This is a genomic window from Saltatorellus ferox, assembly GCA_007751475.1.
Taxonomy (GTDB): domain Bacteria; phylum Planctomycetota; class UBA1135; order UBA1135.
This window is the reverse complement of record CP036434.1, coordinates 5,538,710-5,557,626: the sequence shown is the minus strand read 5'-3', so window position 1 is coordinate 5,557,626 and position 18,917 is coordinate 5,538,710. Positions and strand designations below refer to the sequence as shown.

Annotated in this window: 10 protein-coding genes; 8 read left to right on the top strand and 2 right to left on the bottom strand. The window is 65.1% G+C overall.

Annotated features, from left to right (window positions below; translation table 11 throughout):
* Positions 1 to 138 precede the first annotated feature (138 nt).
* The 8 genes from Poly30_RS19970 (at position 139) to Poly30_RS19935 (ending at position 14,731) form a co-directional block, all read left to right on the top strand.
* Entirely contained in the window at positions 139 to 1,173 is a 1,035-nt protein-coding gene (locus tag Poly30_RS19970; protein ID WP_145201365.1) for a DbpA RNA binding domain-containing protein, read from the top strand.
* A gap of 395 nt (positions 1,174 to 1,568) precedes the next feature.
* Complete coding sequence (locus Poly30_RS19965; protein ID WP_145201362.1) at positions 1,569 to 4,010, top strand: hypothetical protein; 2,442 nt, start codon at positions 1,569 to 1,571, stop codon at positions 4,008 to 4,010.
* Positions 4,011 to 4,179: 169 nt separating this feature from the next.
* On the top strand, positions 4,180 to 5,574 hold the full coding sequence (locus tag Poly30_RS19960) for an MBOAT family O-acyltransferase (RefSeq protein ID WP_145201359.1): 1,395 nt from the start codon (positions 4,180 to 4,182) through the stop codon (positions 5,572 to 5,574).
* A complete protein-coding gene (locus Poly30_RS19955; protein ID WP_145201356.1) occupies positions 5,574 to 7,406 on the top strand; it encodes an alginate O-acetyltransferase AlgX-related protein in 1,833 nt (610 codons plus the stop codon). Before Poly30_RS19960 ends, Poly30_RS19955 begins: the two co-directional genes overlap by 1 nt.
* A gap of 116 nt (positions 7,407 to 7,522) precedes the next feature.
* Positions 7,523 to 8,713, top strand: a complete 1,191-nt coding sequence (locus Poly30_RS19950) for a glycosyltransferase (RefSeq protein ID WP_419190407.1) — start codon at positions 7,523 to 7,525, stop codon at positions 8,711 to 8,713.
* Positions 8,714 to 9,389: 676 nt separating this feature from the next.
* Complete coding sequence (locus Poly30_RS19945) at positions 9,390 to 10,940, top strand: hypothetical protein (RefSeq protein ID WP_145201350.1); 1,551 nt, start codon at positions 9,390 to 9,392, stop codon at positions 10,938 to 10,940.
* A gap of 90 nt (positions 10,941 to 11,030) precedes the next feature.
* Positions 11,031 to 12,638, top strand: coding sequence for an FG-GAP repeat protein (locus tag Poly30_RS19940; RefSeq protein WP_145201348.1), 1,608 nt, complete (start codon positions 11,031 to 11,033; stop codon positions 12,636 to 12,638).
* A 686-nt stretch (positions 12,639 to 13,324) separates the two neighbouring features.
* Positions 13,325 to 14,731: an FG-GAP repeat protein gene (locus Poly30_RS19935; RefSeq protein ID WP_419191379.1), complete on the top strand. Its 1,407-nt coding sequence runs from the start codon at positions 13,325 to 13,327 to the stop codon at positions 14,729 to 14,731.
* Positions 14,732 to 14,959: 228 nt separating this feature from the next.
* On the opposite strand, the gene Poly30_RS19930 is transcribed toward Poly30_RS19935, so the two are convergent.
* Positions 14,960 to 15,964, bottom strand: a complete 1,005-nt coding sequence (locus tag Poly30_RS19930; RefSeq protein WP_145201342.1) for an SGNH/GDSL hydrolase family protein — start codon at positions 15,962 to 15,964, stop codon at positions 14,960 to 14,962.
* A 196-nt stretch (positions 15,965 to 16,160) separates the two neighbouring features.
* Complete coding sequence (locus Poly30_RS19925; protein WP_145201339.1) at positions 16,161 to 18,905, bottom strand: sigma-70 family RNA polymerase sigma factor; 2,745 nt, start codon at positions 18,903 to 18,905, stop codon at positions 16,161 to 16,163.
* Positions 18,906 to 18,917: the final 12 nt, after the last annotated feature.

The following is an 18,917-nucleotide window of genomic DNA, read 5'->3' as shown; positions in this document are numbered from 1 at the left end:
GGTAGCCTTTTCTCCCCCGAGGTCCGTTGGACCTGCGGATACCGAGGGCCATGTGAGCCCCGAGGGCGCCACCGTTTTGGCGAACCCCGATGAATCGTGCCGGCCCGAGAGGCCTGGCCAGAAAAGGATAAAGAGAAAATGACCGACGCCGTTGAAGAGGTGCCATTGGCCCAGTTCAAGTCCGCCATCATCCTGAGCCTTCAGGAAGAGGAAGGGCTGGAGATGTACAGCGACCTGGTGAAAGAGGTGGTTGCCGAGACCGATCGCGATCCCTCAGAGATCGCCGCAGCGCTGGCGCGCCTCGCGCGCCGTGCCCAGGAGCCCGAGGTGCTGGAACGCATCGCAGGGTACGAGGTGGAGCAGGCCAAGCCTGGATCCCGCGCGCGCCGCAGCGGCGCGAGCTATGACACGAACACGCAGGCGGCGCCGGCTCAGGCGGCCGCTGCAGCTCCGGCGGCGGCGTCGCGCCCCCGCTTCGAGGAAGCACCGAGCCGTGGCGGCTACGAGTCGTCGCGCCCCAGTTCGGGCGGCCGCTCCTACAAGCCGGTCGAGGATGGAATGTCGCGTCTCTTCATCAGCGCCGGACGCATGGACGGGATCCGTCCTGGCGACCTCGTCGGCGCGATCGCGGGCGAGACCGGAATCGAAGGGTCGGCGATCGGCTCGATCGACATCTTCTCCCGCTACAGCTTCGTCGAGGTCCCCGAGCGTCACAGCGATCGCGTGGTCTCGTCGATGTCGGGTGCCCAGGTGCGCGGCCGTGAAGTGACGGCCCGTCTCGCGACGGCTCCGGACATGGATAACGCGGCAGCGGAAGGCCAGGGCAGCTACCGCGGCGGCGGTGGTGGTGGCGGCTATCGCGGCGGCGGTGGTGGTGGCTACCGCGGCGGCGGCGGTGGCGGCGGCTACCGCGGCGGCGGTGGTGGCGGCGGCTACCGCGGCGGTGGCGGTGGTGGCGGCTACCGCGGCGGCGGCGGTGGTGGCTACCGTGGCGGTGGCGGCGGCTATGGCGACAGCGGTGGCGGCGGCGGCTACGGCGGCGGAGCCCGTCGCGGCGGCGGCGGCTTCCGACGCGGCGGCGCGCGCCGCGGCGGCGGTGGTGGCGGCGGCTACGGCGGCGGCTGGGCCGACACGGGCAGCAGCTCGGGCGGCGGCTACGACGACAGCTACTGAGCACCCACCGTCAGGTGAATGAACGCGGCGGCGTGGATCCAGGGGATCTGCGCTGCCGCGTCTTCCGTTGGTGCCAGCGGGCTGCATCCCGAGACGCGCGAAGGCCCGTTTTGGGGTCTCTGCTCGGTTTTCAGCACCGAATGGATGCGTGAGCGGTTCGAATACCAGCGCCCTCACGCCTTCCCGAGCAGGCCCCCCCGCGTCTGCTGTTCCCCGAGTTCTCGTCGGCCTCCAAGCTCCTGTCCCATGACCGCCCGCCCAGCTCCCGCTGCCAAGGTAGGTTTCTTCGTGCTCCACCCTTCCGTAGAAGAAACCATCGAACACGCCGGGTCTCCGGCCCCTTCGAGCCCTGATCGAGCTCGCTCGGCCCGGACGCTGACCAGGGAGATCTCCCGATGACAGCTGCCCTGACGAGTCCCATATCGACGGTGCCGAACCCGGTGAGTGAAGCCGCCGAGAAGAGCCCGATCCAGCGAGGAATCTCGGCGATCACGCTTCTTCTCCTGTGGGCGACGGCCATCCTCGGCGCGGTGTTCATCTGGCGGACTTTCTCGGAGTACATCTTCGAGGACGCCTACATCACGTACCGGTATGCGGACAACATCGCGAACGGACGGGGCTTCGTCTTCACCGAGGGCGAAAGGGTGCTCGGCACGACCGCGCCGCTCTACACGCTCATCCTGGCCCTCCTCGGCTTCCTCGGCGCGGACATTCCGACCGCGTCGGGGCTCCTCTTCGTCGGTGCCATCGCCACCGTCGGGCTGCTCGGCGGATTCATGCTGCGGGGGCGGGGAGCTCCGATTCTGGGCGTTGCGTTCGCGGTGTTCTGCAGCGCCGGCGGTCCGGAACTCTACCGATTCTTCGGGCTGGAGACGCCGTTCCTGATCGCCCTCCTGATGGGAGCCGTTTGGGCAGCGACCCTCGAGCGCTTCAGGCTCGGTGCCGTCCTGGTGGCCTTCGCGTTCCTCACTCGGTACGACGCGGCTCTCTTCGCCATCCTCTACTTCGGGCTGCTCGCCTGGCGGGACCGCCGGGTCCCCGTTCGTCTCGGGCTGCTCTCCACGGCGCTCGTCCTGCCCTGGCTGGCGTTCGCTCAGTGGTACTTCGGCAGCGTCTTTCCGAACACCCTCGGCGCCAAGACAGGGGACACGGGGCCCTTGACGTACCTCACGGCAGCGTCGGCGCGGCAGTGGGAGCTCTCGACGAGCTGGCTCAAGAGACCCGGGCCCTGGGATGTTCTCGGCGACCACGCGAGCCTCGTTCTCGCCCTGGTGCTCGGCGCGGGCGTGATCGCAGGGTTCGTCGTCGCTCTGAGGGAGCGCAGCATCGGCACCCGAATCCTGGCTCTCTATCCGCTCGCGCTGATGGCCGGCTATTCGCTGATCGGACCGAGCATTCAGTTTCTCTGGTATCCCGCGCCCGCCACCTACTGCGCCGTGCTCCTGTCGATGCTCGGACTCGCAAGCCTCTTGAAGTGGCTTCGAATTCTCCCTCTCACGGAGGTAGCGCTTCTCCCCGTTCTCTATCTCGTCGCGGTTGCGGTCGTGCCCCACGTCGAGCAAAAGGAGAAAATGTTCTCGGACGGCGGCCAGTATCGGTATCGCGTCGAGGCGTACGAGACCATGGCGCGTTTCGTCGTCAGCGCTGGTCTTTCGGACCAGGCCCTGCTGACCCTCGAGCCCGGCTACTTCGCCTACCTCTCGGACAACCCGGCGATCGATCAAGCAGGGCTCGTCACCAAGGGCATCTACTTCCACGGCAGCAGCTCGCGGCGGACGACGTTGCAAGAGATCCTCGAGGAGCGCCAACCCGGGCTCTTCGTCTGCGGAAACGGCCGGATGCCCAAGGGATACCTGACCGTCTTCACGGCCGGCACTCGCTTCGAACTCGGGCTGCGGAAAGAGGTGCTCGACGCGCGATTCGACAGCATTCTCGGCGGCGCCCGGAACGTGGGCGATTCGGATGCACCCGACATCGCGTCGCCCTTCGAGTTCCGTCTCGACCGAAGGGGACGGCACCATTGGATCGAGCAGGGCGGGATCGCGACGCGGGTCGGAGCCCTGCTCAAACTTGACTACGACGGTCAGCCCTACGAAGACGAGTTCATGCTGGTGGGACCCGGGGAACACGGCGCAGAGTCTCCGTCCTTCCGCATCGACTTCGATTCCCTCGAGTTCCTTCTCGCGGCCAAGTCGGAGATTCTCACGGGCGCTCAGCTTCTCGTGGATGGTCAGGCGGTCCTCTCGTCCATCGGCCACTTCGATGCCGAGGATCCCCGGTTCGAGCGCGTCGTCTTCGATCTGGCGCCCTGGCGCGGACGGGTGGCTTCGATTCGCTTCACGCAGTGGGCGGGCGCCAAGCATGCGGTGGCCTTCAACGAGGTGCGATCACGGACCGACGCCGAGCGAATCGTGTTCGATGACTTCGAGAGCGGCGGTTCCGTGGGCGCATGGGCCAAGTCGTTCACGGAGCAGCCCGCCTCGCTTCGGGAGGCCGCACGCGCCCACGGCTTGCACATCTACTCTTCGGAGCACGCGGCGATGTCGCGGGGCCTCGAAGGGGAACTGGAGCAGGTGAGCGAACCCTTCGTGATCGAGCATGATGAGATTCGCTTCCGCATGCTCGACTTCGGGGACGAACTCACGTCCGTCACGCTCCTGGTCGACGGGCAGGCCGTGCGGACGGAGCAGGGGAACGAGAGCGAGGACTCACTCGGGATCTTCTGGGACGTGTCGGAGTTCCGTGGGAAGCAGGCGGTGCTGGAGATCGTGGATCATGCCACCGCTGATGGGCTCTGGGTGGGGATCGACGACATCGTGTTCGCCACGATGAAGTGAGGCGTGGCCGGGCGGTGAGGTGGAGATCCGGGCGGGCTTCTGATCTCCCAACGAGACCCGCGATGGTTCAGAGCTGGACGTTCGCCGGTGAACTGGCGTCCGGGCCGGAGGAAGCGCCGCAACCGATGGCCTTTCCCCGAAGAGCCCGCTAGAAAGGAGGTGCGTCCCCATGCTCCTCACCAGCTACGTTTTTCTCTACGTCTTCCTTCCGGCGTTCCTGGCCGCCTACTACCTGGCTCCGAGGGCATGGCGGTCCTGGATCATCGCGCTCTTCAGCTACGTGTTCTACGGATGGTGGCGGCCGGACTTCGTTCTGCTGATGTGGGTGTCGACGCTAGTCGACTACTCGTGCGGCAAGGGCATCGTTCGGGACCGGAGGAGAGAGCGGAGCGGCAAGCGTTTCGTTCTCTTGTCCTGCTTGTCCAACCTGGGGCTCCTGGCCTACTTCAAGTACGCCAACTTCGGCGTGGAGACGCTCAACGGGATCCTCGCCTCGATGGGGCATGATCAGGTGTCCTGGACGGCCGTGGTGCTGCCCGTCGGTATCTCCTTCTACACCTTCCAGACCCTCAGCTACACCGTTGACGTGTATCGGGGCGATGCCGAGCCCGCGTCGAGCTTCAGGGACTTCGCTTGCTACGTGTCCATGTTCCCCCAGCTGGTCGCTGGCCCGATCGTGCGCTATCGGTCGGTGGCGGAGCAGCTTCGCACGCGGACGCACAGCCTGGAGAAGGCGGCCATCGGAGCCCTGATCTTCCAGGCCGGCATGGCGAAGAAGGTGCTGCTCGCCGATACCTTTGCCATCGCTGCAGACGCTGGCTTCGGCGCAGACTCGCTCAGCGTGTTGGAGGCCTGGGTGGCGGCTCTCAGCTACACCTTCCAGATCTACTTCGACTTCTCGGGCTACTCGGACATGGCCATCGGCCTCGGGCTGCTGATCGGCTTCCGGTTCCCGGTCAACTTCAACCGGCCCTACATCTCGCGGAGCATCACGGAGTTCTGGCGGCGCTGGCACATCTCGCTGTCGTCGTTCCTGCGGGACTACCTGTACGTACCGCTCGGCGGGAACCGCAAGGGGGCCGTGCGCACCTACGTGAACCTCGCGCTCACGATGCTCCTCGGGGGCCTCTGGCACGGTGCGGCCTGGACGTTCATCGCCTGGGGCGCTTACCAGGGGTTCTGGCTGATCCTGGAGCGACTCTCGGGCAAGCGTAGTCTCTTCGGAGGACTGCCAGCCTTTGCACAGAATCTCCTGACCTTCGTGCTCGTGGTCTTCGGTTGGGTCTTCTTCCGCGCGGACTCCATGGGAGATGCATTTCGCATGATGGGGGCGATGGTCGGTGCCTCCAGCGGCGCGGGCGCGGGGCTCTTCATCGAGTGGACGCCCATGCAGACCCTGGCCATGATCGCCGCGCCGATCGTGGTCTGGGGGTTCCGCACGACGCAGGAGCAAGCGGCCGCCCCGAGGGCTTGGTGGATGATGGTCGTGTTCCTGCTTTTCCTCGTGTCCTTGATGCACCTGCATCGAGCGGCCAACGTTCCCTTCCTGTACTTCCAATTCTGATGGACGAGCTGATTCACGTACCGGGCGAAGAGGACGGTGGACCCGTTGCCATGGGGCCGGGCGTGCGGAAGATCTCGCTTGCCCTCCTGCTACTCGGCGCCCTGGTGATCCTCGGCACCACGGCCATGGACACGCTCTTTCCAGCGCCCGTCGTCAAGCCGATCGGCCAGGAAGCCCGCGACCTCATGCAGGCCAAGCTACAGCAGAATCCGTGGGATGGATCGCTTGCGAGTGGGTGGGAGACCCACCTCAAGGCGCGATCGCGCGTGCGTCGTTCTCTTGCGCCCTTCTGGTCGGCCTTCGTCATGAAGGTCTTGAACACCGTCCCTGCGGACCTCGTGGCGGGCCAGGACGGATGGCTGTTTCTCAGGGACAGGATTCAGCCACCCGCTGCAACCCGTGACCGCGGCATTCGCCTCATGGGCCAGACTGGCGCGGCGATCCAGCGGCGCCTGGCCCGTATGGGCTCCGCGGTGACGTTCATTCCTGTTCCACGCAAGGCCGTCGCCTGCGCCGAGAAGCTTCCACGCGGGATGAAGTCTGACCCTGAATACGACGCCGGGATCGTTCAAGCCCTTCGGGAGCGCGGTGTGACGCTGCTCGACGTGACGCGGGCCTGGGAAGACGTTCCGGCGGAGGGGCGCTATCTCCGCCGAGACACGCATTGGGCCTTTGGTGGCGAGAAGGCGCTGGCGCGCTCTATCGCCGAGACCTATCCGGAGCTCGTGACCCACGAGACGAAGCTCTGGCTGCAAGAGGCACCGACAGCTGCGCCTGCACTGCTCCTCGACTTCGCCGCGATCCAACGCGACCATCCCGCGGTGGATTGGATCAATGGGGATGTCTCCATCCGTCCCTACCTTCGGCCGCGCGAGGTGCTCAAGCGCATGAAGAAGCTGCCGACGGACGTCGACGTCGCTGTGGTCGGTTCCAGCTTCACCCGGAACTTTGCTTTCGCCGAGCTGGTCGCCGTGGCACTTGGCCGAGTGGTCTACCCGGGCGGAATCGCCGGTACGCCCTTCGGCGGCTCGCTGGCGTACTTCGCTGGCAAGTTCAGCGGGCGCCGTTTCCCGAGCCGCGTGCTGTACGAGTTCCCGATCCATCAGGCGTTTCAGATCGGCGCGGGGTCTCACTCGGCGCAGCAGAGTCTGGCGGCGTTCTTCACGGGCACCACGGAGGCGGGGACCCTGCCGTTGCCTGTGGACCTGTTGGGGCCGTTCACCTTCGCGGAGAAGCCGCGGCGTGGCGGGAAGGTCCTCTTCCCGGAGGGGACGTTGCTTTCCAGCGGCGACGGCGTGCTTCAGCTGCGTATCAAGACATGGGGCGACGACTCGACGGAGTGGCAGCTGCGCTCCACGGGCGCTCTTCAGTACTGGGTCCTCGGGCCGGGGGAGCACGAAGTCCTCTTGCCGGTGATTCAATCCCTGCCCGATGGGTCGGAGGTCGGCATCGTGGCGGCGCAGGGGGCGGCACCCACCGCCACCGTGACCGTCACGGTCGAGGTCGACGCGGACCTCGAACATGCCGTGGAGATCCCGCTGGAGCCGAGCGGAGACCACGGGCTCCAGGGTGCATCAGAGGCGGTGTCGGTCGGGCTCCACGATGTGGTCACCATCCAGTGGACGGGCAGTCCGGAGGAGATCGACGTGCTGATCCGCGGCGTCACGCCGGATGGCGTCGAGCGCGAAGTCCGCGCGACCTTCAGGGAGCCGGTGTCGAAGATCTGCGTCCTGTCGCTCACTCCCTTCGAGGCGGGCGAGATCACGGCGGTGGAGGTGCAGGGAGCGATCGGAGAGGTTCGGGCGTTCCTCGCTCCGCAGCTTTCCGATTAGGCCGTGGGCGGCTACCGGGCCCTGGGGCTTGTTCGGATTGCGTAATTCAGGTCAGACCGCCCGGGTAGATGCCGCCTGTTGGGTTCGTCGCGCATCATCAGGGGTGGTACGTCACCTTGCAGCTGCGCATCGATATCCACAACCGCTTCTCTGCCCACGAGAATCGATTCTTCCGGGCCGAACTCGACGGGATCGGGGCCGGGTTTCGCATCGTTCCCGGCGGCCCGGATATGGCGCATCGCACCCGACTTGAGCAGGTGGTGGGGTGGTGGCGGCTGATTTGGAGCGCCTGGAAGAAGAGCGGGGATACGCTCTCGGAGCGTCCGCGGCCTGACTTCCTCTTCGTCAACACGCACCTCGAACTCCTCGTCTTCACCCTTCGGCGACGCTTGGTGCGCGGGGCCCGCCCGCGGGTCGCGCTCGTGAACTTCATCGTGGCACAGAACGGGCGCGGGCTGAGTTCGCGGCTTCGACGGCTCTACTACGGCCGCGTGCTGGCCGAGGCGGATCTCGCGTTCTGCCACACTCGCCACGACCTCGATCTCTACGCGGAGTGGTACCCGAGCGGGTCGGGGAAGCTGCGCTTTCAGCCCTTCGGTTTCGCCGTGGACCCGCACGAATCCGAGGGCGCCGCGGCGTTCGAGACGCCGACCGAGCCCTACCTCTTCAGCGCTGGGCGCTCGTCCCGCGACTACGCGACGCTGATCGGGGCGGTCGAGCCGCTCGGTCTGCCGCTCTATATCGCCTGCGACAAGGCCAGCGAGATCGGAGGCGGCGGACTTCCGCCGAACATCCATCTCCTGCGCGACTGCTACGGCGCCAAGTTCCGCGCGTACCTCGGCGGCGCGCGAGTCCTCGTGACTCCGCTGCAGCCGGTGGAACACTCCGCAGGCCAGATGGTGGTGCTGGAGGGCCTGGCGCTGGAGATCCCGCAGGTCGTCACCGAAGTGCCCGGGATCGTGGACTACGTGGATCAGGGCCGAGCGGCGCGAATGGTGGCGCCGGGCGACGTGGGAGCTCTGCGGCAGGCGATCACGGATCTCTGGGCCAGCGAAGGCAATCGCGCCGACCTCGCCCGCCGGGGGCGCTCGTTCTTCGAGGCGCAGCTGACGCGCAGGAGCGCTTGGGAAGCGATGACCGCCGCCGCCGAGGAAGTGACGCTCGGCGTCAAGACGCTAACGCCGCCCGCGAGGAAGGGGTCCATCGCGGGGCCCCGTGGGGGACCGGAACTCCGGCCGGACGCCGTCGAATCCACGACCGAGGGAGGGGATGACGGTCGCCCGAAGCGGACCGACTCGGCCTGGTGATTTAGGGAGGACCTCCCGCGCCTTTCGCACGGATCACCGTAGGCCGCGGAGAGATCGTCCATCAGGCAAACGCCGCCCATGTCTATCTTGGCTTTGCAGGAACTGTTCCGCTTCCACGCGCCCGTGCGGACCCTCTCGTCGCCGTCCCGGCGTTCACCGGCGAGGAGGTTCGATGCACTCCGTCGCCAGGCGCTCGTTCCCGGGGCTGAAGCGCAGCGCGACCGGCCTCTGGAACGTCGCCAAGGAAAGAATCTGCATCTCGATGGCCGCGATGCGATGGCGGCGCTCCGATGGGCCCCTGCGAATGCCGTGGACGGGCCAACGTTTCTCTCAGAAGTTTCGCTGGCTCCGCTACCCCTACCATCTCTAATCTCGCGTCGCGAGCGGATACGCGTTCAGACGGATCATTCGTAAAACCATGTCTGCTGGGCTCCAGGGAATCTCGTCTCCTTGAGCTTTCCTAAGATATTTCTTGTTTGTCGGGTAGCCACATCTTCGACAAGGCCGTAGCGTCCCTAATGAGGGAGAATGACCTTGCTCGTCCTGGCACCCGGGGGTTGCCACCCTGGGGCTCCTTGTTCATCCTCGCTCCTTCTCAGCAACTCCGGATCGCGATCGCCGTGCTTCCGGACTTCATCAGCCTTGCCACAGATCATGATTTCTCGCCTCTCGCCTCATGACGATCTGCACGCTTAGCGTGCTGACATCTTCAACCAGCTTCAGCCAAGAGCTGAAGGTGAACGGAGCCTTGGACCCGATGACCGGGACACACGATGGGCTCTTCTGGGATACGGCCTACGTCCACCCGCAGGATGCTCTAGACAACATCGCAAACGGTGGAGCCTTCACGGAAGTATGGGTCGCTGAAGGGCTGTATCTACCCCAAGGCGGTACACTGGGCTCGACGTTCTCTGTTCCCAATGGAATTGCCGTCATCGGTGGGTTCCGACCCGGTGATCTGTTCGAGGAATCCCGCACCGGCTCGGCGAGGGCGACAATCCTGTCCGGCGACATCGGCACTACCAACGACCCCTCGGACAACTGCCGGCACGTGGTGACCATCGGTGAGGGCCCTGCCGAAACTCGGATCGAGAGCTTCACCATCGTGGATGGCAACGCCCAGGGGATCTTCGGCCCCAACGGTGTGGGAGGTGGGATCCTCTGCCGCAATTCTGACTTGCGAGTGAACGGTTGCTACATTCGTGACAATCTGGCTGATCGGGGCGCTGGGATCTACGTTGGCCGCGAGCCCGGTGGATTCTCTGGTCAGGAGTCGAGCGGAGGCGTTCGCCTTCATGGTTGCATCTTCGAGAACAACTTCGCTCGCAAAACGGGTGGGGCGATCCATCTTGCGGAGTATGGGGTACCGTCCCTACCGTCTCCAGGATTCACCGTCGCCGAGCCGAGCTGGATCATGGACTGCTTCTTCACGCGGAATTCTGCCGGATTACAGAGCAGCAATGATCAGGTCATCGCGGCGCAAGGCGGTGGGGCCATCTACTTCGGAGATCGGAATCAGAGAGTCCTCACCTCGCCGAACGCTGGTCTCAATATGTGGGTGTACAACTCTCGGTTCACGAACAACTCGGTGAGGGGCCGCGGCGCGGCCTGCTTCCTCTCAGAGACCTATGAGAACGGTGGCGTGAACACCTTCCTCAACTGCACGATGGCCTACAATTTCGTCCTGCAAACGGATTCGATTGCCTCGTCTCAGCGAGGCGGTGGAACGATCTGGGTGGCTGCGATGCAGTCCTACCCGAGCAATCTGGCTTGCAATCACATGATCAACTCGATCGTGTATAGCACGCTTGCGGCCGGTGGCGGTCCGGCTGCGGGAGATGCTATTACCGGGCCGGGCTCGAATTCCGGGCAAGCCCAGGTCTTCGGTGCCGGCCTCTACGCGACCTTCTCCGACATCGAAGTCGTCCTGGCTTCCACGCCTGCAGTCTACGGCCAGAACACCGCGAGCAACATCGATCTGGGCCCTCTCTTCGTGGACGTCCCCGGACGAGACCTTCGCCTACAGTTTTCGTCTCCCTGCCGAGACACCGGGCTGACCTCTGGCGCTCCACTCTTCACGATCGTCCCGGACTGGCCGAATGTCGACGGCTCAGCCTCGATTCCAGCGAACAACGACCCGTATCCGAGTGAGCTGTATCGCACCCGTTTGCGCAACGTGCCGACGAGTATCGACATGGTATGTCACGAGGTTCAGCCAGGCGAGTGAACCCTCCCTTGGCCCAGCCATGGGCGGAGCAGGATCTCTGCTCCGCCTTTTGCTAGTGACTCTTTCCTGTGACTGTCTCCCCAAGTTCCCATGCTGCTTCCACACCTATTCTTCGCACTCGCTTCCGTGCTCTCTCCTTCAGGCGACCTCTATCCTGACGAGGTCTTGACGGACAATGCCAATCCGACCGCGGGCGACGGGATCGGATTGACCGTACACCTCGATGGCGACTGGCTGTACGTCCAGAAGTACCTCGAGAGCATTCCTGGTTTCGTCCACTGCGGCAGCGTGATGATCTACCAGCGCGGAAGCGCAGGATGGGAGCTGAGACAGGAGTTGACACCTCCGCGCACATGGGCTGGCTACCCCTGGCTGTACGGGAGCTCGATTCTGACGCTGGATGACTACCTGTTCGTAGGCGCGCCGCTGCTCTCTTCACCCAATTTTGCCGACGGCGGGATTCTTATTTACAAGCGCGGTCCTCAGGGCTATGAGCTGATCCAGTTCATCTTTGACTTCCCCGGAAGAACCGCGTCCGCGAATCTCGGCTTCGATCTACACATTCACGACGGAGACCTCTACTCCGCCACGCCAGCGCATCGGTACGGATCCCGCCAGACCGGTGGATTCGTTTCTTTCGAACTGGTCGGGACGCAGTGGACGCACAAGGAGACTTTCCAGTTCACGGGAGCCAACGACTACCGCGTGGGACGCGGTATGGCCTTCGATCAAAATCGCATGATTCTCAATCACGGTCAGGAGGCGGTGGTCCTGGAGGAAGTCAATGGCACCTGGTCGGAGATTCAGCGATTCGGCCGCGCAGTCGATCACACGAGCAAAGCGGTCGTGGCCGACGATCAAGGGATGGTGATCTTCGGAGACTTGAACGACGGATTTGGACCCAGTCGCGGAGCCGTGCGCATCTTTCACTGGGATGGCAGCCAGTACCTCTGGTCGGAGTCCTTGCAAGCCAACGACTTCGTCCCATTCGGGACGGTGGGCGATCGTTTTGGCACTTCTCTTTCGCTCTCAGGCAATCGGCTGCTGATCGGTGCGCCGGGCGCCAGTATTAATGCCACACAGGTCGACGGGGGCGCCTACCTCTTCGAGGATGGTCCCAACGGTTGGCAGCAGGTCATCCATTATCATCCGCCGATGGGCTCGATACAGACCGGGACCTCCGCAGGAATAGACGTGGCCCTTGACGAGGGGGTCGTCATCGCTGGCGCCTACAAGCACGACGTGGCGGGAGTTCCCGGGGTAGGCGCGACCTTCGTCTACGAACTACCCTTCGGCGCGCCGGTGTGCAGCGGTGTTCCCAACAGCCAGGGAGTGCCCGGGCTCCTATCCGTGTACGGCTACATCTACGCTTCTGCAGGGTCGCTCCGGCTTGAGTGCGAGCAGCTTCCTCCTAACTCCTTCGCCATTCTTCTGGCTGGCAGCACACCAGGCTTTGTGGGCTCCCCTGGCAACAGCTCGGGCAACCTCTGCATCTCAGGTACCGCGGCGCGGCTTGGGACCACCCAGGCACTTCCCTCCGGCCACGCGGAGATGGTCATCCAAACCGCGACCTTTCCGACCTCGATCGGCGGGCCGATCGACCCGGGCGACACGTTCGTGTTTCAGGCCTGGTACCGAGATATGGGTGGCGCTGGCGCCTCCAACTTCACCGAGGCGAAAACGGTCACCTTCCGCTGACGCCGCCGAGTCTCACTTGGTGGTACCCGCCCATGCCACATGAATGGCAAGCAGTGAGAAACGTCACTCCAGCCGAAACGAGCCCATGATCGAGCCCATTGGGTCGAGTCGCTCGACCAGCCCGGCTGAAGGCCTGGCTCGGGGACGGAGTCCGCTGGGGAACCGCGTTCGATGCCATCTCAGCCGACGCGAGTCATGGGGCTCCGGGCTTGGGGCTCGGGGCTTCTGGCTTCTGGCTTCTGGCTTAGGGAAGCGGTTACTTCCCGCGATCGAGCGTTTCCTGGCAGAACGGCAGCAGCGCCTCGGCTGCGGCCTTGTGACCGTTTCGGGTCCAGTGGATGTCCCTTTCGAAGTAGCAGCGCCCGCTACCCCCACCATCTCTGCCAGACGAGTAATTCGCTCCTCGGACCGGCCATCGGCGGGGCAGGAATTCTGCTCCGCCTCTTACAAGTCACTCTCTTCCGTGCGTGTTTCCCCGAGTTCCCATGCTGCTTCCACACCTATTCTTCGCACTCGCTTCCGTGCTCTCTCCTTCAGGCGACCTCTATCCTGACGAGGTCTTGACGGACAATGCCAATCCGACCGCGGGCGACGGGATCGGATTGACCGTACACCTCGATGGCGACTGGCTGTACGTCCAGAAGTACCTCGAGAGCATTCCTGGTTTCGTCCACTGCGGCAGCGTGATGATCTACCAGCGCGGAAGCGCGGGATGGGAGCTGAGACAGGAGTTGACACCTCCGCGCACATGGGCTGGCTACCCCTGGCTGTACGGGAGCTCGATTCTGACGCTGGATGACTACCTGTTCGTAGGCGCGCCGCTGCTCTCTTCACCCAATTTTGCCGACGGCGGGATTCTTATCTACAGGCGCGGTCCTCAGGGCTATGAGCTGATCCAGTTCATCTTTGACTTCCCCGGAAGAACCGCGTCCGCGAATCTCGGCTTCGATCTACACATTCACGACGGAGACCTCTACTCCGCCACGCCAGCGCATCGGTACGGATCCCGCCAGACCGGTGGATTCGTTTCTTTCGAACTGGTCGGGACGCAGTGGACGCACAAGGAGACTTTCCAGTTCACGGGTGCCAACGACTACCGTGTGGGACGCGGTATGGCCTTCGATCAGAATCGCATGATTCTCAATCACGGTCAGGAGGCGGTGGTCCTGGAGGAAGTCAATGGCACTTGGTCCGAAATACAGCGGTTCGGCCGCGCAGTCGATCACACGAGCAGAGCGGTCGTGACCGACGATCAAGGGATGGTGATCTTCGGAGATTTGAGCGACGGATTTGGACCCAGTCGCGGAGCCGCGCGCATCTTTCATTGGGATGGCAGCCAGTACCTCTGGTCGGAGTCCTTGCAAGCCAACGACTTCGTCCCACTCGGAACGGTAGGCGATCGCTTTGGTGCTTCTCTTTCCCTCGTGGGTGACCGTCTATTGATCGGCGCGTCGCTTGCGAGCATCAACGGCACACAGGAGGATGGCGGCGCCTACCTCTTTGAGAATGGAGTCAATGGTTGGCAGCAGCTCATTCACTTTCATCCACCAGCTAACACGGTACAGGCCGCGACCCACGCTGGCATTGACGTGGCACTTGAAGAGGGTGTGGCCATTGTAGGAGCCTACACGTTCAATGTCGCGGGAGTCCCCGGAGTCGGTGCGACCTTTGTTTACGAACTACCCTTCGGAGCGCCGGTGTGCAGCGGTGTTCCCAACAGCCAGGGAGTGCCCGGGCTCCTATCGGTGTACGGCTACATCTACGCTTCTGCAGGGTCGCTCCGGCTGGAGTGCGAGCAGCTTCCCCCTAACTCCTTCGCCATCCTTCTCGCTGGCAGCACGCCAGGCTTTGTGGGCTCCCCTGGCAACAGCTCGGGCAACCTCTGCATCTCAGGTACCGCGGCGCGGCTTGGGACCACCCAGGCACTTCCCTCCGGCCACGCGGAGATGGTCATCCAAACCGCGACCTTTCCGACCTCGATCGGCGGGCCGATCGACCCGGGCGACACATTCGTGTTTCAGGCCTGGTACCGAGATATAGGTGGCGCTGGCGCCTCCAACTTCACCGAGGCGAAAACGGTCACCTTCCGCTGACGCCGCCGAGACTCACTCGATGGTACCCGCCCATGCCACATGAATCGCAAGCAGTGAGAAACGTCACTCCAGCCGAGACGAGCCCATGATCGAGCCCATTGGGTCGAGTCGCTCGACCAGCCCGGCTGAAGGCCTGGCTCGGGGACGGAGTCCGCTGGGGAACCGCACTCGATGCCATCTCAGCCGACGCGAGTCATGGGGTTCAGGGCTTCTGGCTTCGGCAAGCGGTTACTCCCCGCGATCCAGCGCTTCCTGGCAGAACGGGAGGAGCGCCTCGGCCGCGGCCTTGTGACCGTTTCGGGTCCAGTGGATGTCCTTGTCGAAGTAGCAGCGCCCGCTCGCCGGATCCTTGAAGGTGGAGAGGAGAGAGAGGAACGGATAGCCGCTGGCCTTCGCGTGGGCAGCCACTTCGGCGTGCCACGGGTCATCGCCCGCCAGGACCGTCGCGTGGGAGGGGATGAGCGCCAGGGCGAACCTCGCGCCGCGCGCCTCCGTGAGGTCGCGGATCCTGTCGACCATTTCGAGGAAGATGCGCTTCTGGGTGGCGACGGGCACGGCGTTCGACAGTTTCAGCTCTTTCTCGACGAAGTCCTCGTAGTTCTGTCTGCGCCACACGCGATCGTTGAACGCATAGAAGAGGTAGCTTCGCTTGATCAAGAAGGAGCGGAATGGGGCGGGGGCGACGAACTGCAGGAACTCGGCATCATCGAGATCCTCGATGATGCGAACCTCGTCGCCCTCGATCGTCGCTCGCGGGCGCGGTCCGATCCTCGGCGAGCAGGACATGAAGTTGTCCGTCAGGTCGTTCTCGTAGGCGACGAGCAAGACGAGGTTCGGGGCAAAGGCCTCGCCCCTGTCACGCAGGAAGAGGTACTGCTGGACGGTGCCGTAGGCGCCCACTCCCGCGTTGATCACGTTGAGGGTCGGGTCCGCCCCGGCGAGCCGCGCTGTGAACGCCTCGTCGCCAGCCACCTGAACGGCCTCGGTGAAGGAATCTCCGAGGACGAGAACGCTCGTGGTGCGCGAGGCCGAACGAAGCGCTTCCGGCAGTGGCCTCTGCCCGTACTCATCCTGGACGTAGAGGTGCACTTCGCCATCCTCGTTCGTGAACGACTTCTCGCGATCCGCCGCGTGCTGCCATCCCAGACTCTTCTCCAGCTGCATCATCCTGGGGAAGGCGACCGCCGAGTAGACGCGTACAGCGGCCTCCGCCAGGAGAGCGCAGATGAGCACGGAGCCTACTGCGACAACGAGGCGCGTCTTCCACTTCCCAACCCCTTCATCGAGGCTCGTGCTGGCAGCCATGCCTGGTCGCGGGAGGCCAGGGGAGCCGGTTTCCAGTTCGATCGAGGTCATTCGGGGGCGTGGTTGGGGGAGAGGTGCCGGTGCCCACCGACCCCGGACCCCGGATTCTGCCACCCCGGTCCCTTCAGCGCCAGAGCACCTCCACGTGCTCACCCGCCTTCACCTCGATGTACTGCGCCGCGAGTTCCGGGGCGTCGGGGTGACGAAGGGCGTAGAGCCCGGGCGAGACGGGGATCCTTCCCGGTATCTCGGCACGACCCAGAAACACCGCAATCTCTGCGGTCCCGCTCCTGCCAGGGACCACGACCTTGATGTCCAGATCGGTCCAGGCGGTGTCTTCCTTCGCGCGCCCGCCGTCGACAGCGGGCTGTAATACGAGGTGCCCGAGCCGCGGAAGCTCGATGGTCCCAAGGTCCTGCGGCGTGTCGAGCGCGGTCGCGCCCACGTGCACCGTGAACGAAGAGATCCAGCCGAGTCCATGGTGGGGGTAGATGATGTGGTAGTCGCCGGTCGGCACTCCGTTGAACTGGAGCACGCCTGGCTTGCCGCTCGACCATCCCATGTAGGTGAACGGCTCGTCGGGCTGGAACAGGGCGACGCCGTCCGTGTGATCGAAGGGACGGAAACCCGCGAGCGAAGGGCGCATGAAGACCGGTGCGATGAGCAGCTCGCGGTCTTCCAGTACGAACACGATCTCCTCGGCCGCCTCCTCGCGGGTGGGAGGAAGCACGCGCCGTACCGGCGTCGACTGCATCGCTTCACTGATCTTGAGTTCGATTCCTGACGGCGTCCGGTTCGTGGTCATCTTGCGCGCAATCACCCATTGCACCGGTCGAACCGCTTCGAGCGGAAGCTTCGCCCTTCCCTCGCCATTGAGCTCGAACACCGCCACACGATCCAGCGGATTCCCGACCGGCCGGATCTCGATCTCGACGTTCTCGGCGGGCACGAGTTCCCCCTGGGAGCGCTTCAGAACCCTGACACTCGCGAGCGCCGGCTCGTGCATTTCCAGATTCAGGGTGAGGTCCTCGCCAGGGGAAAGGTCGACGGTCCGTGACGCCAAGCGCTCCGCGGAAGGCACCCGCGGCCAGCGCTCCTCGGCGACGATCCGAGTCTCGCCCCGGGGAAGACCGTGGATCTCGAACGTGGCGTCGGGCCCCATCCGAACCGTCTGGACCGTGTACGGATTCTGGTGGAAGGCATGCACGAGTCCCATGGTGGGGGGAAGGCCGTCCGACCGGGTCAGCGTCCCGCGGATCGTGGCACCGCGGTCCAGCCGGAATACCTTCCGGCTCGGCTCGCCCTGCGTCACGCGGATCGTGCCGTTGTAGGGCGCGTAGCCCGGCGCCGTGATGCGAATCTTCTGCGAGCCCAGCTCGAGTCCGCCGAACCGGAAAGAGCCGTCCGCCTTCGACGTGCGCGTGGTGGCCGGCACCAGGCGCGAGCGAACGCCGTCCGCTTCGAGAGCCTGGGGGCCGAGGGTGCCTCGCATGCTGCGGTGGCCCTGGAACATCGCCACGCCCTGTCGATCCACGATCGTTGCGAGCTTCGGCGCGAGTGGATTCTCCGTCATGGCCGATTGCTGCCCGAGGAAGCCGACGCCGAGTCGATTGCGCTCGCCGAGGCGGATCTCGGCCCCGACCACGGGGCGCCCATCCGCGCCGAGAACCTCGCCTTCCAGCGCCCCGCCGGACCCACGCATCCGAAGGAGCGCATGCTTGCCGCCCAGCGCATCGTCGAGGCCTTCCCTGGGCCACGCGTGAACGCGCGTGGGTGCCGAACCCTCGGACGTGGCGGCCAGCAGAACGGAGTAAAGCCCTTCTTCGGCGTCGTGAAGGACCGCCGCCGGGACCTCGATGCCGAAGCGGCCGCGCTCGTTCGTGCGCGTGCGGAGTTCCATCGGCAGGCGGCCCCAGGCAGCGAAGACTCTCGCATCCACCACCGGTCGCCCTTCATGGTCCACGACCGTGCCCTTGACGTTGCCATCCGGAAAGACGAGGTCGTCCGGTTCGCCGCTCGCCGCGGCGGCGGTGGCCGCGCCCGTGAGTGCCATCATCGGCACGGCCACCTTCACCTCCTCGCGAGCCGTCCGCTCTCCCGGAGGTGAGTCGATCGTCTCGATCGAGTCCGCAGGGTCGGCAGCCGCCAGAGCCGCGCGTCGGAGAAGAGCGTTCCCCTCGCCGCCGTCGCCCGGGCGCGTCCCCAGCCAGAACAGCGTGCCCGCGCCGAGGCAGAGCGCCGCGGTGGCGGCCAGGGCGATCGCGGTCCCGCTCACCGGAGCGACGCCGGCCGCAGGGTGCGCGCCGCGGCCGATGTCCTTGAGCCCGATCCCCGCGAGGCCCGCGAGCCCCGACATCCAGGCGACGCGATCGCCACCGGCCTTGCGGTCGAGTCGTTCGTGAAGAAGCTTCTGCGCCCGGTGCAGTCGCATCCGGACGGCGCCCGGCTCTAGCTCCAGCTGCTGGGCGATCTCGCCGTGCGAGAGCCCCTCGTAGTACCGCAGGAAGATCACCTCCCGAGCGCCCTCCGGAAGCTCCATCACGGACGCGGTCAAGGACTCCAGCGCCTCGCCCCGGGCGACGATGTCCACGGTCGCCGTCAGGCGCTCGGGCTGAGCGGCCTCCTCCTCGCGGGCGCGCCGCCGCGCCGTCCCCCGGTAGCTCTTGTACGCGATGTTCCGCGTGACGGTCCGGAGCCACGCCGTCAGAGCTCCCTCACTCCGAGGCCCCTTCTCCAGGGCCTTGATGAGCGTCTCCTGGACGACGTCGTCCACCAGGGATTCATCGCGGAGCAGCCCCCGGGCGAGGCTCCGGATGAAGCCGGAGTGCTGGAGGATGAAGTCGGCGTCGAGTTCTGCGTGTCCTGACATGAAGGTTGGCGG